16 protein-coding genes are annotated in these 14,447 nt (G+C 60.0%); 11 read left to right on the top strand and 5 right to left on the bottom strand.

Annotation, left to right across the window (positions count from 1 at the left end; all coding sequences use genetic code 11):
* Positions 1–12 precede the first annotated feature (12 nt).
* Positions 13–579, top strand: coding sequence for a hypothetical protein (locus QUE89_RS00465; RefSeq protein WP_286221352.1), 567 nt, complete (start codon positions 13–15; stop codon positions 577–579).
* Between the two features lie 46 nt (positions 580–625).
* On the top strand, positions 626–1,039 hold the full coding sequence (locus tag QUE89_RS00470) for a response regulator (RefSeq protein WP_286221353.1): 414 nt from the start codon (positions 626–628) through the stop codon (positions 1,037–1,039).
* Between the two features lie 52 nt (positions 1,040–1,091).
* On the opposite strand, the gene QUE89_RS00475 is transcribed toward QUE89_RS00470, so the two are convergent.
* Complete coding sequence (locus QUE89_RS00475; protein ID WP_203299103.1) at positions 1,092–1,364, bottom strand: hypothetical protein; 273 nt, start codon at positions 1,362–1,364, stop codon at positions 1,092–1,094.
* Positions 1,365–1,908: 544 nt separating this feature from the next.
* On the opposite strand from QUE89_RS00475, the gene QUE89_RS00480 reads away from it, so the two are divergent.
* The gene (locus QUE89_RS00480; protein ID WP_286221354.1) at positions 1,909–2,148 is read left to right on the top strand and encodes a hypothetical protein; all 240 of its coding nucleotides are present in this window, start codon (positions 1,909–1,911) and stop codon (positions 2,146–2,148) included.
* Between the two features lie 36 nt (positions 2,149–2,184).
* On the opposite strand, the gene QUE89_RS00485 is transcribed toward QUE89_RS00480, so the two are convergent.
* Positions 2,185–2,721: a 3'-5' exonuclease gene (locus tag QUE89_RS00485; RefSeq protein WP_286221355.1), complete on the bottom strand. Its 537-nt coding sequence runs from the start codon at positions 2,719–2,721 to the stop codon at positions 2,185–2,187.
* 185 nt (positions 2,722–2,906) lie between these two features.
* Here QUE89_RS00485 and queC point away from each other — a divergent pair, with 185 nt between their 5' ends.
* Positions 2,907–3,572, top strand: coding sequence for a 7-cyano-7-deazaguanine synthase QueC (gene queC / locus QUE89_RS00490; protein WP_286221356.1), 666 nt, complete (start codon positions 2,907–2,909; stop codon positions 3,570–3,572).
* Complete coding sequence (gene queE, locus QUE89_RS00495; protein ID WP_286221357.1) at positions 3,572–4,228, top strand: 7-carboxy-7-deazaguanine synthase; 657 nt, start codon at positions 3,572–3,574, stop codon at positions 4,226–4,228. Before queC ends, queE begins: the two co-directional genes overlap by 1 nt.
* A 9-nt stretch (positions 4,229–4,237) precedes the next feature.
* Here the strand turns inward: queE and QUE89_RS00500 are convergent, their stop codons facing one another.
* The 3 genes from QUE89_RS00500 to QUE89_RS00510 all read right to left on the bottom strand — a co-directional run bounded on the left by QUE89_RS00500 (position 4,238) and on the right by QUE89_RS00510 (position 8,156).
* Positions 4,238–5,308, bottom strand: coding sequence for an AraC family transcriptional regulator (locus QUE89_RS00500; protein ID WP_286221358.1), 1,071 nt, complete (start codon positions 5,306–5,308; stop codon positions 4,238–4,240).
* Between the two features lie 166 nt (positions 5,309–5,474).
* Entirely contained in the window at positions 5,475–7,244 is a 1,770-nt protein-coding gene (locus QUE89_RS00505; RefSeq protein ID WP_353506795.1) for an ExeM/NucH family extracellular endonuclease, read from the bottom strand.
* A gap of 9 nt (positions 7,245–7,253) precedes the next feature.
* Positions 7,254–8,156 (bottom strand): helix-turn-helix transcriptional regulator, encoded by a 903-nt coding sequence (locus QUE89_RS00510; RefSeq protein ID WP_286221359.1) that lies wholly within the window; start codon positions 8,154–8,156, stop codon positions 7,254–7,256.
* 274 nt (positions 8,157–8,430) lie between these two features.
* Here QUE89_RS00510 and QUE89_RS00515 point away from each other — a divergent pair, with 274 nt between their 5' ends.
* The 6 genes from QUE89_RS00515 to QUE89_RS00540 all read left to right on the top strand — a co-directional run bounded on the left by QUE89_RS00515 (position 8,431) and on the right by QUE89_RS00540 (position 14,424).
* Positions 8,431–9,717 (top strand): MFS transporter, encoded by a 1,287-nt coding sequence (locus QUE89_RS00515; RefSeq protein WP_286221360.1) that lies wholly within the window; start codon positions 8,431–8,433, stop codon positions 9,715–9,717.
* Positions 9,718–9,894: 177 nt separating this feature from the next.
* The gene (locus tag QUE89_RS00520; RefSeq protein ID WP_286221361.1) at positions 9,895–10,320 is read left to right on the top strand and encodes a MarR family transcriptional regulator; all 426 of its coding nucleotides are present in this window, start codon (positions 9,895–9,897) and stop codon (positions 10,318–10,320) included.
* Between the two features lie 3 nt (positions 10,321–10,323).
* Positions 10,324–11,715, top strand: a complete 1,392-nt coding sequence (locus tag QUE89_RS00525; RefSeq protein ID WP_286221362.1) for a DHA2 family efflux MFS transporter permease subunit — start codon at positions 10,324–10,326, stop codon at positions 11,713–11,715.
* A 227-nt stretch (positions 11,716–11,942) separates the two neighbouring features.
* Complete coding sequence (locus QUE89_RS00530; protein ID WP_286221363.1) at positions 11,943–12,512, top strand: TMEM165/GDT1 family protein; 570 nt, start codon at positions 11,943–11,945, stop codon at positions 12,510–12,512.
* A gap of 53 nt (positions 12,513–12,565) precedes the next feature.
* On the top strand, positions 12,566–13,621 hold the full coding sequence (locus tag QUE89_RS00535; RefSeq protein ID WP_286221364.1) for a L,D-transpeptidase family protein: 1,056 nt from the start codon (positions 12,566–12,568) through the stop codon (positions 13,619–13,621).
* Positions 13,622–13,671: 50 nt separating this feature from the next.
* Positions 13,672–14,424 (top strand): SDR family oxidoreductase, encoded by a 753-nt coding sequence (locus QUE89_RS00540; RefSeq protein WP_286221365.1) that lies wholly within the window; start codon positions 13,672–13,674, stop codon positions 14,422–14,424.
* Positions 14,425–14,447 lie beyond the last annotated feature (23 nt).

Raw genomic sequence — 14,447 nt, forward strand, 5'->3', positions numbered from 1 at the left:
AGGAACTGACGAATGAATGACAGGCACCCCCGCAGCGAACAGTTTTCCCTGAGCATGATGTACGGCACCTACGCCGATATCCTGTTTGTGCTCTTCCCGTTTCTGGTGCTGGGCATGCAACGGCTCTGGGATGGCCGGCTGTATGAAACCCTGATGCGCCCGGACCTGAGTATTGCCGCCGTCATCCTCGCTGGCCTGGCCATTGGCAAGTTCGTGTTGGGCCTGGTGACCAACCGGGATCTCGGCCGGTACAAGGAACGGATCGTGTTCTTTATCGCCCTGACGTTGTTTGCCGTACTAGGGCCTGCGATTATTCTTATGCTGAGTATACTGGGAAGCAGCCAGGTACCCGGTTTTGTGGCGTTTGTGCAGCCGATCCTGCTGATTATTGCCATCTCCCTGTATTCCACTGCGGTCAGCATCAGTAACATCCTGACCCGCTTCGGCACTGAAGGTGCGGATTCAGGAACTGGCTATGGTGATGGCTATGGCGATGCGACGGCTGACGCCCATCACTCTGGCGATGTCCGGCCTGGACCGCTCGATCTGCCACGACGGTCGGGCAATGATCCACTATGAAGGAATCAGACAATGACCGGGTGCAAGAGACTGAAGGAGAGAATCAATGAGTGACCTCAGGGTGCTGGTGGTAGAAGACGAGCCAATCATGCGTGAGCGGCTGGTCAACATGCTTTATCAGGCCGGTGCCACTCAGGTGTTTGCCTGTGTCGATGCGGCGGCAGCCAAGGCGGCGTTCGCGGATCAGGAGTTTCAGATTATCCTGCTCGACCTGGGACTGCCGGATGGCAACGGGCACGAGTTGTTGCGGGCGTTTAAGAGTACGCGGGCCGAGCAGCACATCGTGTTGGTGACTGCCGACGATTCCATTGAAAGCATCCAGCGCGCTATCAGTGCCGGCGCTAATGGTTACGTGGTTAAACCCTATTCCCAGGAAAAGATTTCCGACGTGATTAGCAACTACTCAATAGTGCACGGCGGTGAATCTGCCGTGGTGCTTGAATTCAACCGACGCCACTAGCCGCTCTGGCGCTGCACCGGTCCTGGCAGGCAGGACCGGTCGCGGTTAAGTATCAAGCCACCTGACGGGCAATCCAGGAATTGTAGCGAGTGGCCAGGGCCCTGACATAGCGGGCCTCGGCGCCATCAAGATTGCCGAGCACGCCCTTGAAGATCCAGCCACGCTCGTACACACCCAGCACTCGCTGTTCGTCGTCGAGATTGACTCGCTGGTTCAGTTTTTTGCAGATCGCATCCAGCAGCGGCAGCTTGGCCGGGCGCTTCAGGGCTCCGGGACGCTGATGGTCAGGCTGGTTTGCTGCACGTGTTGTGGGTTGTCTTTTCATGATGTTCTCCTTGTCGTTTTGCGGCTGCAAAAACAAAACCCCGGAGCCTGAGCAACCGGGGTTCTTGCGGAGAAGCTGACCCGGTCGCTGCTGAGGCTCCCGGGACTGACCGAAAGCCGTTAGATGTCTTTCACCATAGCGCGCACAGATTGCGCGACGCGGCAATCTGTAGCGGACTGGAAACTCGTTTGTGTGATCAACTTGGACATACCGGCTCTTTGTGGTTCGGTTCAGTCATCAGTGTATAGGCTAGTCGCGGGTTTGCAAGAGCCTGGGAGCTTCGGCAAACCCGTACAGACGGCTTGGGGCTTGGTCGGGATAATTCGCAGTGTCACGTGTTTTTACGTTGTGCAATCCACAGCTTCTGGTGAGCCAGAAACTGCATGGATCTCTCCTTTCTACGCAGCCTTTTGGCTGCGTTTTTTTTTGATAGTGGAAACCTCGTAGCCATTACTTCGTACAGTAATTCGACATTGATTTGGTGATAATTTGTTCACTGATTAATCATTCATATCGAATTTCAACGAGGTTGAAACCTAAGCAAATGACCGACCAAGCCGGTTCTATCCGCAATAAATTCCGCTCTCACGTAGTTATCGAACTTGCCCTCATCGCCGCCCTGGCCCTGTACATGGTTTTTGCACAAGAAAAGCCAGTTGGCGAAGATCTTATCTTTACCGTTGCCGGCGCAGGCCTGATGGCCCTGGTAACCTACTGGACCCTGAATACCCTTCGGGATGGTCTGGAAGTCATCGCTCTGCGCGCCAAAAGCGCTCGCCACTAACGGCCAGGTTTCTCGGGGGTCTATCAGTAACAGGCATCAAGCCTGATGGCTGTGATCCGTTGATGGCAGAGGCGCGTTGCCCTCTGGACTGATTCGTTCCCAGGTTTTATGCAGGATCAGCGCGTCGTTGGCGGCCCGGTGTACTGGTAAGCCCAGTTCGACGATGACCTCCTGGCGAACCCCAGACCATTCCCGGACCTGCTGTGTGTTCAGCAGCATGGAGATGGATTCGAGCTGGAACTCCGGCCGTACCTTGGCCGCCCGGAACAGTCGATGCAGCCAGAAACTGTCAAAGGTCCAGGCATCGCAAAACACCTGGCTTGGTAGCAGTTCGTTAAGGTGATGCGCCACGTCCCGTACCGAGGTGCCCTCGGCGTCCAGCGTTGCCCTTGATATGCCGTGGATGCGTTCGGCACTGTCTGACCAGTCCTGCCAAAGTACGTGTGGTGCGATCAGCCAGCTATGAAGGGTGCCATCGGGCATGCAGAGACCGACCTCAATCGGATAGCTCGCGATCAGGTCGAGGCTGGAAGCCTCAAAATCAATGAAGGCCGGGTGGCTGTCGGTGGTCATGGGCTCAGTGTAGTCGATGCGTTGTTTTTAGCCGAGTTTACCCGCCCCGGTCGTGAGACGCGAACCCAACCTGTGCGTGCACTGTTACAATATGTCCACTGATTGTAAAAGCCTGATGACAGCTACCTGTATTGGGCGCGGCCGTTGGCCGATTGAACCTGCACCACACCGACTGGGGATTCCGAATGACTGACACCGTGGTTGTAATCTATTCCGGAGGCATGGACTCCTACACGCTGCTGCACGTGGCCCGGTCCCGGGGTCTGAACGTGCATGCGCTGTCGTTCAATTATGGCCAGCGTCATGTTCGGGAGCTTGAGTCTGCGTCGGCAGTGTGTGAAAGCCTCGACATTCCCCATAAGGTCATTGATATCCGGGCCATGGGCGAGGTGATGGCCGGCTCAGCGCTGACCTCGGACGTGGACGTGCCCGAGGGCCACTACGAAGAGGGCAACATGAAGGCGACGGTGGTCCCCAACCGCAACATGATTTTGTTGTCACTGGCCACCGGTTATGCCGTTACCGTTGGCGCCAACGCGGTCTGGTATGGTGCCCATGGTGGTGATCACGCTATCTATCCCGATTGCCGTCCCGAGTTTGTCGAGAAGATGGACGCAGTATGCCGAGTGGCCAATTATGAGCCGGTAGCGGTCGAGGCGCCGTTCATGGCCCTGGATAAGGGTGAGATTCTGGCCAAAGGGCTGAAGCTGGGCCTGGACTACAGCCAGACCTGGACCTGCTACAACGGCCGGGAGCTCGCCTGCGGTCGTTGCGGCTCCTGTGTCGAGCGTCTGGAAGCTTTCGCCATCCATGGCGTAACCGACCCCCTGGTGTATGAGGAGAGCGCCTGATGTATCGGGTGAAGGAAGCGTTTTACACCCTGCAGGGCGAAGGTGCCCAGGCTGGGCGCGCCGCTGTATTCTGCCGGTTCAGCAAGTGCAATCTGTGGACTGGCCGGGAAAAGGATCGGGCCGCAGCGGTATGCAATTTCTGTGATACTGATTTTGTCGGCACTGACGGCCAGAACGGAGGTCAGTTCGAGACTCCCGAAGCGCTCGCGGCGCACATCCGCAGCCTGTGGCCGGATGCCCCTGGACGCCCTTACGTGGTCTGTACCGGTGGGGAGCCGTTGCTGCAGCTGGACGTGCCGCTAATTGAAGCCCTGCACCGGGAAGGCTTCGAGGTGGGGGTGGAAACCAACGGTACCCTGCCGGCGCCCGCAGGCATTGACTGGTTGTGCGTGAGCCCGAAGGCCAACGCCCAGGTGGTGCTGGAAACCTGCAATGAGCTCAAGCTGGTCTATCCCCAGGTCCTGGCCATGCCGGATCGATTCCAGCACATTCGTGCCCAGCACTATTTCCTGTCACCGATGGCGTCACCGACCGTGCCCGGGTCGGGCCCGGATCCGATCAAGCAGAGCAACACCCGCAAAGCCACCGAGTACTGCCTGGCTCACCCCCAGTGGCGCCTGACCCTGCAGATGCACAAGATCATCGGCATCGACTGAACCGCTGACTCAGACGCTGGCGGCCATTGCCGCCGGCGCTGGCTTCGCCTTGGGTTGCCGTGCCCAGTTGCGGTACCGGCTCGGACTGCTTCCGGTCCAGCGCTTGAAGGCGCGGGTAAAGTTGGCGGCGTCGGCGTAGCCGAGGGCGTCGGCAATCTGGCTCAGGTTCATGCCGGTGGTGGTCAGCAAGGCTCGAGCCCGCTCCAGTCGTACCTCATCCACCAAATTCTGGAAGCTGGCGGATTCCTCCTGCAAACGTCGTTTCAGCGTTCGTTCGGATACGAACAGGGTGGCGGCCACCCGCGCCAGTTTCGGCGGGAACGGGTAGCTGGTTTCAATTACCCGCCGTACCCGGCAGGCAAAGCCGGCGTCTTCCGTCAGTTCCCTGAGTGCTTCTTCGCACTTAATCCGAGAGGATTCGGCCAGCTGGTCGTCGCAGAAGCGGATCGGCATATCGAGTTGGCTGACCGGGATCAGCAAGGCGTCCTCCAGAGCTCCATATTCCACCGGTACCGGCAGCGTCGGGCGGAAGCGCTGGAAGAATGCGGGCTCCGGCCCCCGTCGTAAGATCCGGAAGCCGGGCACGGTAGAGCCGGTCAGTTGCGCACCCATGAAAATACAGCCGAACAACATGGCGTCCATGATGAAGCCCTGCAGCGGCCCCAAATCCTGATCACAGGTCACCGAATAGCAGGCATTGCCATTGCTGTGCCGGTTGGTGACGTGCAGGTTCGGTGCCCGCAGCGTCAGGTAGCGGGTCATCAGCTCCAGCGCCTGCTCCAGAGTTCGACTGCTCATGATCGCGATCCCGAGGGCACCATGCAGGGGCATCTTCAGTTCCCGCGCCAGCATGACGCCAAGGCCAGGTTCGCCGCTTTCAATAATGGCCCGGGTGACAAATTCGCTGGCCTGGGCCTGGCTGACCCTGAGGTCGGGAGAATTCAGCCTGAGCGGATCGAGACCAACCCGCAGCAGCAAGGCTTTTTCATCGATACCGATACTGTGAAGCAGGTCGGCCAGCAGGTGCAGGTAGATGGCCGGCATGCCCAGATCCTGTGCGGTGGAGGTGGACGCGCGCATGGAGGTTCCTCGTATTCAGGCTGTTGTTGTTATCAAAGGACGTCGTTTGCCAAGGATTATGACCTGTCCCTGTGCTGCCCCCCATGACCCCGCTGACAGAGGAGTGGGCCAAAAGGGCCAATTGACCCATTCGGACAGGCATCGGTGAATCGCAGCGGGGTGGGGCTTAGTGGCCGAGACGGATGTCAGTGATTACCGGGTTGTGGTCGGAAGAGCGCCAGGGCAGAACTGATTTGATGCCCAGCGGGCCGTCATAGGCCAGCGCCCGGGGCTCGTCGGCGTTGAGTAGCCAGGTGGCAGCGGTGAGGATTCGTGGCTGCAAGGGGTCAGATGCCAGCGCGTAGTCGAGCGAGCCGCGGGCGCCCTTGTAGCGGTAGGTGTAGTGCGGGCAGGTGCTGGCATCGCAGGGCTGGAGCTGGTGCACCATGCTGGCGAAGCCGGCGCTGCGGAATACCTCAAGCGGTGTTTCCAGTGCGTATGCGTTGAGGTCACCGGTAATCAGGGTGCCCGCCAGATGGTCAGGCTTGGGCGATTCCGAGAGCCATTGCATGATAGCCTGGGCGGCCCGAACCCGGCGATCGTTGTAGCAGCCCTGGCCATCCCGTTGGTCCAGGTCGGCTCCGGTGGCGCCGCGGCAGGACTTGGATTTCAGGTGCAGGGCGGTGATTCGAACCCCGGTGTCGCCGTCTTTGGCGCGGAATACCTGAGTCACCGGTGGCCGACCCCGGTGCTGGAACAGTCCTGTGGTCAGGCGTTCGGCACGACCACTGGTTTGCACCCGATCGGAGCGGTACAACAAGGCCGTGCGGATCTCATCCTGGCCGTCGGCGCCGGGAGTAGTCACCACGCGCCAGCGTGGCCCCAGGGCCTCGGCCAGGGTGGCTACCGAGCTGGTGGCGCCATAGCCGTCGTTTTCCAGTTCGGTGAGCGCCAGGATGTCCGGGTCCGGCGCCCGCAAGGCGGCCAGAAGGCGCTGGTGCTGGTGTTCGTAGTCGGTTTGTGAGCGCGCGCCACGGCTGGTGGGAAATCCCTGGCCGTCGCCATTGCCGTTGAAGTAATTGGCCAGGTTCAAGGTGACGAGTCGCAGGTGTGGCTGTTCCGGGCGTGCTGGCGGCGGCTGCCTGGGGTTGGCCTTCAGTAGTTCTGGCATTGCCTCGGGCTGCAGGCGCCAGTCGCCGAAGCGGAAGTCCAGAACGCCGGCCAGCTGACCGAAACGGTTGCCGGCACGCACGCTGTTGTTGGCTGTCAGTCCTCCTGGCGGCCAGGGTACTGGCCGGGGCTGCTGTTGCCGGCGGCCGTCATCCAGCACTACCCGGTGCAGGCGCTGCCGCTCATTGGCCTGCTGGGCCGACGGCCCGGGCTCCAGGTACTCGGTGGCGTTGACCTGATCGGCCTGGGCCAGGGTTAGTTCGCCGTAGCGGGCAAGGTTGTGACTGTCGATCACCGTTAGCGGCTGTTCGAAGCGCACCCGCATGTTTTCCAGGGATTCCGGGTGCTGTGGCCAGGGCAGGCTCAGGGCAACAGGAGCGGGTACTGGCTCGCGCCCGCAACGAGTCAGAGCCTTGATGCCAACCAGTTCGGTGAGCCCGTGAAACTCCTTCACAGTACCGGTAATGCGCAGGCGATCGCCGATGTCACCGGTGCTGCGCCGGGTGTACACGAACAGGGCCTCGGAGGTGCGCGGATCGGAGTCGGTCTGGTGGTCGGCCTGCTGCAGGTAGAAACCCTGAAAGCCGCCCTTTTGACGGCTGTCGTGGCTCATGACGGCTTCGACGGTGACGGTTTGGCCGGCCATGGGCGAGTGGTCACCGGTACCCTGAATGCGGGCAATGGGGGTGGCCGGGTCACCACAGGACGCCGCTGCCGCGCCTGCCGGGGGCAGAAGCAACAGCGCCAGAGCGGTGGCACGAAGGAGAAAACGGGCGGTGGTGGTCACGCCGACAGTCTAGCAGACGCCGGCTACCGCTTTCAGTGCCCGCTCCCGTTTGCTGCCAAAGCCTAGCTGGTCCGGGTTGGCCAGCTCTAGCTGCTGTACCAGAGGGTCCGGGTGCTGGTTGTCGAGGGTGATGCCCAGGCGGGACAACACGTAAGGCGCCAGGGCTGCGCGGGTTTCAACCTCAAGCCGGCCCCGCTCCATGCCGTAATCCCGGGCAATGATGCGTTGCTGGGCTTCGGTCAGGCGCAGATCCGGAGTCAGCACCATGGTGACCTCGCGGTTCCAGTCGTTGTCCTGCTGGCGGTCGCGTTTGGCCCGCTGGCGCAGTGCCTCGGGCGGCCGATGGAAACGACTCAGGGCGAAATCCCGGAACTCCCGGTTGGATTCGCACCAGGCTCGCAGGTGCCAGCTGTTGCCGGTGCACACCAGGGTGTGGGGTTCAAGAATGCTCTCGACCGCTTCCGGGCGACTCAGGGACACGTAGCTGGCCCGCAGCTGCCGGCCGTGACGTGTCGCCAGCACCACCGCGCGCATGGTTTCCGGGGAAATGACCCGGTTCGGACCTTGCACAATGGTGCTCTCGGGCGGGCCGATATTGAGCGATTCGAAGGTGGTGCTCAGGTTCTGCTGGCGGGCCAGCAAGTCCCAGTACTCTGCCACCAGCCCGCGGGTTACCACCGGCTGGAAGTTGGGAGCCGGGACATAGCCTTTCAGGTGCCGGTCATAGACCAGGTTGCCCGGGGCAAGTTCGCGCAGATAAGTGTTGATGTCCTTCGATGCCTGCTGACGACCAATGCCAAAGCTGTGGCAGATGTGGTTGGTGGTCAGGCGACCTTCCCACAGGGCAATGGTTTCAATCAGTCGGTAGCGAAGCAGCAAATCCCAGCGAATGGGCCAGTCCGTTTTTTTCATAACGACGCGCTCACGAGTCTAATAAATAGCTGAAATTCATGTTACCTGCTCTCGTACGTGCAGTCTGTTACGACCCATTAATGTAAAACACTGTAAAACCGCGCGCTGGCGGAGTTGTAGAGGAGTCGACTACGCTTGCAGAGTGTTTCGGCAAGTGCTTAGTGGTGATGAATATTCGGTACTGATTTAATGCGCGTCCGGCCGATTCCGGATCTTGATGTTGTCGGTTTTCTGTTACCACCTACCGTATCTGCAATACCCGGAGTCTGTCGTCATGACCCAGATGGTCGCGTCCCTGTCTGCCCTGATTATGAGCATCGTGCTGCTGGTCAGCGGCAACGCCTTTCTGATGACCCTGCTGGGCATCCGGTTGAGTATCGAGGCGGTGTCGCCTGACATCATCGGCTGGATTCTGGTGTGTTACTCCATTGGTTTTGTGCTCGGCACCCTGTATGTGCACAAAATCATCGGTCGGGTTGGCCACATTCGGGCTTTTGCGGTTTTTGCCGCAGCTTCCGCCGTGGCGGCGCTGCTCTACCCGATGGCCGTATCCGAGCCGTTCTGGGCGGTACTCCGGGTTATTTCCGGATTCAGTATTGCCGGTGTGCTGGTGGTCATCGAAAGCTGGTTTTCCAGCCGCGCCACCAATACCAACCGGGGCGCACTGTTTGCGGTCTATCAGATCGTATTCTATTCCTCGGCCGCGGGCGGTCAGCTGATCGTCAACGTCGGCGACCCGGCCAACTTCATGCCCTTTTCACTGGCGGCGATCCTGCTCACCCTGGCACTGCTTCCGTTGTCGCTGACCCGGATGGAGGCGCCGGCCATTCATCAGGTGGATCGGATCTCCATTTTTACGCTCGCCCGTGAATCGTTTACCGGTGTTGCCGGCGCCCTGACCTGTGGCGTGATGATTGGCGGCTTTTATGCCCTGGGTCCGGTGTACGCCACCCTGGTGGGACTGGATGTGGCCAAAACCTCGACCTTCATGGCCAGCGCCATCGTTGCGGCCATGATCCTGGCCTGGCCCCTGGGGCGCCTGTGTGATCATTTTGACCGGCGTCGGGTGATGTTCTGGGTGGCCATACTGGCGGCCAGCTCTGCCGTTGCCGTGGCGGTCCTCGGGGCGGATAACATCTGGCAGCTGACCCTGTTCGTCGGGCTGTTTACCGGTCTGTCAGCAACCCTGTATCCGGTGGCGGTTGCCATCACCAATGACCGGATGGAGAGCAGCCGGATTGTTGCCGCCAGTGCCACGCTGCTGCTCAGTTATGGCGTGGGTAGTGTGATTGGCCCGGTGGTCATGGCCGAACTGATCAATGTGCTGGGGCCGTCAGGCCTGTTCTTCGGCAACGCCGGTTTCCTGCTGGTGCTGGCGGTGATTACCAGCTATCGCATCAGTCACACCGACGATGTGGCGGTGCAGGATCAGGAGCATTATGTCCCGGCCATGCCAGAGACCTCATCGGTGTTGACGGAAATTGACCCCCGTAACGAGGAATTTCACGAGTCGCCCGAAATGGAGGACATTCAGCGGGCGACCCAAAACCCGGCGGGCTGACCCATCTCTCGGTTTTCTACGACGTTGTTTTTGTATTCACATCTGTATTTATAGCAATGGTTAGCATACTATTGTTACCTTTCCGATAAGGTCAGTTTTAAGATCAATTCGAGGTCGGCGTGTCAGTCCCGTTGGATGGCACTCCGCTGACCCGCCTATTTGAGTGGAGTTTGAGGCATGAGAGATCAGTTTCCCTTTGCCGTGGCCCGGGTTACCCGTCGCTGGAGAAAAATGCTCGACGAGCGCCTTAAGGATCTGGGCGTAACCCAGGCCCGTTGGAGCACCATGGTGTATCTGGACAAAGGCGGCGAAGGCCTGACCCAACGGGAGCTGGCTAGCCTGATGGCGATTGAGAACCCGACCCTGGTGCGGTTGCTGGACAGTCTGGAAGAGCAGGGTTTGATCGAGCGCCGGCCTTGTCCCAATGACCGTCGCGCGCGCCGGTTACACCTGACCCCGGCTGGCCGGGAGTTCATGGACGATCTGACTGTGCGGGCTGAGAAGCTGCGGGAACAGATGCTGGACGGCATCAGTGACGACGACATCGAAACCACGGTCCGGGTATTCAACAAGATCCTGGAAAACGCTGAAAAGCAGAAGTAAGTCTTGAGCGACAACACGGTCGAGGGTCTCCGGGCCCGATACGGGGAACGCTGGCGTTGGCTGGCGGTGGCCACAGTGATGCTCGGCACCATGGCGACGGTGCTCAGTGCCACGGTGGTCAACGTCGCCCTGCACGACATCATGTTGGAGTTCGGCATTCGCCAGGGCCGGGTGCATTGGCTGGCGACCGGGTTTATTGCCGCCATGACCACCACCATGCTGGCATCGTCCTGGCTGCTGGACCATTTTGGCGTCCGCAAGACCCTGGCCTGCGCCATGTTCATGTTCACCGTAATTTCCATTGCCGGCGGCTTTGCTGCCACCCCGGAACAGCTTATAGCCGCCCGTGTTGGCCAAGGCGCGATGGCCGGTCTGATGCAGCCCATGGGCATGTACCTGGTGTTCCGCATCTTCCCCCGGGAGAAGCGGGGCCAGGCCATGGGCATCTACGGCATGGGGGTGATCCTGGCGCCCGCCCTGGGGCCGGTGCTGGGAGGCTTTCTGGTTGATCAGTTGAGCTGGCGTTACGTCATGTTTGCGCCGGCGCCGGTTACCATCATTGGTGTGGCCATGGCCTGGCGGTTCCTGCCCTTACCGCCCTCCCGCCCAGCGCCCTACCGCTTTGACCTGCTGGGCCTGATCCTGCTCGGCGTTACCCTGGCGCTGTCGCTCGACACCCTGAACCGGTTGCAGAATCTGGCTGGCCAGGAAGCGCGCGTGGCCATCGGTGGCGTGCTGTCGGCCCTGACACTGGTGTTGTTCCTGTTCCGGGAGCGGCGCACCCGTCATCCCCTGGTCAATATATCGCTGTTGCGCAAGCCGGTGTTCCTGTACGCCAATATCGGCGCCCTGGCACTGGGTCTGGCGTTGTTCGGATCAACTTACCTGATACCGCTGTTTGTTCAGACTGCGCTGAATTACACCGCTACCGACGCCGGCTTGTTGATGTTGCCGGCCGGTGTGGTTCTGGGTATGACCTTTCCCCTGGCCGGGCGTTTGGCCGACCGGCAAAGTTCGAGCAAACTGGTGGTGTTCGGCATCGTGCTGTTTGCCGCTTCGGCGGTGTTGTTTGCGGTGTCGGACCTGACGCTGGCGTTCGGCTGGCTGGCACTCTGGACTGTGGTCGGTCGCATTGGTATTGGTTTCATGCTGCCGGCTCTTTCGACCGGTGCTCTGAATCCGCTGGCTCCGGAAGAATTGGGCGCTGGTTCCAGTACCATCAATTTCGCCCGCCAGTTGGGGGGTGCCTTTGGCGTCAACATGGTGGCATTGACCATCGAGTTTGGTGAACACCGCAATGGCATGCCCACTATTGAGGCGTTCCACACCGCCTGGTGGCTGGTGGCGGTGTTTGTCGCGCTGGCTGTCATCCCGGTCTGGAAAATGCGGGCCTAGTTGCCTCCCGAGTGTCAAAAGCATACACTTTGCGCTCCTTCAGGGGAGTAGCCTCCGAGCCATGCAGTATTTGATGGCCGGACGGTAGTCAACACACTTGGGGCTCAATCTCCATGGCTATCGTGTTCCACGGAGTATCTGTGGAATTGGCAAGACCTGAGGCAGGGCATCTCCGTTGGGCGGAAGGTGCGCTGTCTCATGTCTGGTAATCCGCCCTGGAGCTCTTTATGGAAGCCTTTCTGGCCTCAACGGCCGCTGTCGCCATTGCTGAAATTGGCGACAAGACCCAACTGTTGTCCCTGTTCCTCGTGGTGCGCTACGGCCAGCGCCTGCCGATTATCCTTGGCATCTTCATTTCGACCTTGCTCAACCATGCCTTGTCGGCCTGGCTCGGCGCCTGGATAGCCAATTTCCTACCGGAGGCTTGGCTGCCGTGGATTCTGGCCGTAAGTTTTGTCGCCATCGCCGCCTGGCTGCTGATTCCGGACAAAGACGACTCCGAAGATTCCCGCTTCCTGGGCATGGGTGCTTTCATGGCCACCACGGTGATGTTCTTCCTGGCGGAAATTGGCGACAAGACCCAGGTGGCCACCGTGGTGCTGGCAGCACGCTTTACCGAAACGGTATGGGTAGTTCTTGGTACTACCGTGGGGATGTTGATTGCCAATATACCGGTTATCATGGCAGGGCGCTGGCTGATGGATCGATTGCCCCTGGCCACCGCAAGAATCTGTGCCAGCGTTCTGTTCGTGGTGCTGGCGATTGTGACTATCGCCGCCACTCTCGTGAACTCCTGATGCTGGCGGTTGTCACTGTACCCGTGTCGACAAGACGGTTGGAAAGAATCTCTATGTGGTTCAAATGTGTAAGTTTTGCCCTGATGGCTTTGGTTCTGGCGGTGGCGCCGCTGCAGGCATCCGAAGACAGCAAGTCCGGCCCCGACGCTAAAGCAAAAGGCGAGGAAGCGGCGGCTGATCGTTCCCCGCGCGTGCCAACATTTGAGCTGGAGGGCGACCTGGCGGGTCGGATCGATGTGTTCACTACCCGCTACGAGGACACCTTTGCCGGTATCGGAAACCGGATTGCACTGGGTTATCTGGAACTGGTCAAAGCCAACCCCGGAGTGGACCCCTGGCTGCCCGGAGAAGGCACTGCAATTACTCTGCCCCGGCGTTACGTCATGCCGGATGCCCGGCGTGAAGGCATTGTCATCAACCTGGCGGAGTACCGCCTGTACTATTTCACCGAGAACGGTGTGCAGGTATATCCGGTTGGCATCGGCAAGGCCGAAAACCCGTCACCGCTGACCGATGCCAAGGTGACCATGCCATTGGAATCACCAGCCTGGTATCCGCCTGCCAGCATTCGTGCCGAGTACGAGCGTGATGGCGATTATCTGCCAAGGATGATTCCACCCGGCCCCTCCAACCCTCTGGGCAGCCACGCCTTGCTGCTGAGCGAGAAGGGCTACCTGATCCACGGCACCAACAAGAAGTTTGGCGTGGGCATGGCGGTTAGCCATGGTTGTTTCCGCATGTACAACGAAGACATTTCGCGCTTTGTCTATCAGGTCGACAAGGGCACGTCGGTACAAGTTATCCGGGATCCGGTGAAGATCGGCCTGTCCGGTGGCGAGGTCTGGCTGGAGGTGCACCGCCCGGACGAGGAATACCCACGTTCGGATCGCGACGAACTCTGGCGCCAGGCATTGGCCGAAGTAGAGGTCTTCCGCAAGCAGCACCCGGGCGTGGAAATTCAGCGCCGGGCGATCGAAATCACCGTTGACCAGGCCGATGGTATTCCCACCATGATCGGGGAGCGGGTCACCCAGGTGGCGGCCGACGAGAGCTCCGAAGACAAAGCCCCGAATACCGACCAAGAGTCGACATCCACACTGTATTTCTGAGCCTTATGCACGGCTCTTCTCAATAAAAATGACAACAACAAGGAGAGCCCATGGCTCGTACCATCCTGATTACCGGTGCCAGCTCCGGTCTCGGCGAGGGCATGGCCCGGGAATTTGCCGCCCGTGGTGACCGCCTGGCCCTGTGTGCCCGCCGAACGGAGCGCCTGGATCATCTGAAAGCGGAACTTGAACGGGATTATCCTGGCGTCACCGTCAGTGTCCGGGCCCTGGACGTAGACAATCACGACCAGGTGTTTGAGGTGTTCCGTGCCTTCCAGAGCGAATTCAGCACTCTGGGTCGGGTCATCGTGAACGCCGGTATCGGTAGCGGTCAGGCACTGGGAACCGGCAACTTCGAGGCCAACCGCCAGACCGCTGAAACCAACTTTGTCTCTGCCCTGGCCCAGATGGAAGCGGCGATGGAGATCTTCCGCCAGCAGGAGCAGGGTCACCTGGTGACCGTGTCCTCGGTATCGGCGGTAAGGGGCATGCCTGGCAGCATCAACACCTACGCCGCCACCAAGGTCGGCCTTGCGGCACTTTCGGAAGGACTGCGTGTCGAACTTGCAAAGGCGAAATCTCCGATTCGTGTGACTACACTGTATCCAGGCTACATAAAAACGGCCATAAACGAACAAATAAAGAATGCGCCGTTTCGTGTGGATGCCAAAACCGGCTGCAAGGCCATGGTAAAAGCTATTGAATCTGGCCGGGCGGAGTGTTTCGTACCGGGCTGGCCATGGACGGCAGTCGGATTTCTGCTGCGCCGCCTACCCGTGTCGGCGCTGGCTAAGATGTTCTGAGCCTCAATCAGGGCCGGGGAGGT

The organism is Marinobacter sp. LA51 (assembly GCF_030297175.1).
GTDB lineage: Bacteria > Pseudomonadota > Gammaproteobacteria > Pseudomonadales > Oleiphilaceae > Marinobacter > Marinobacter apostichopi.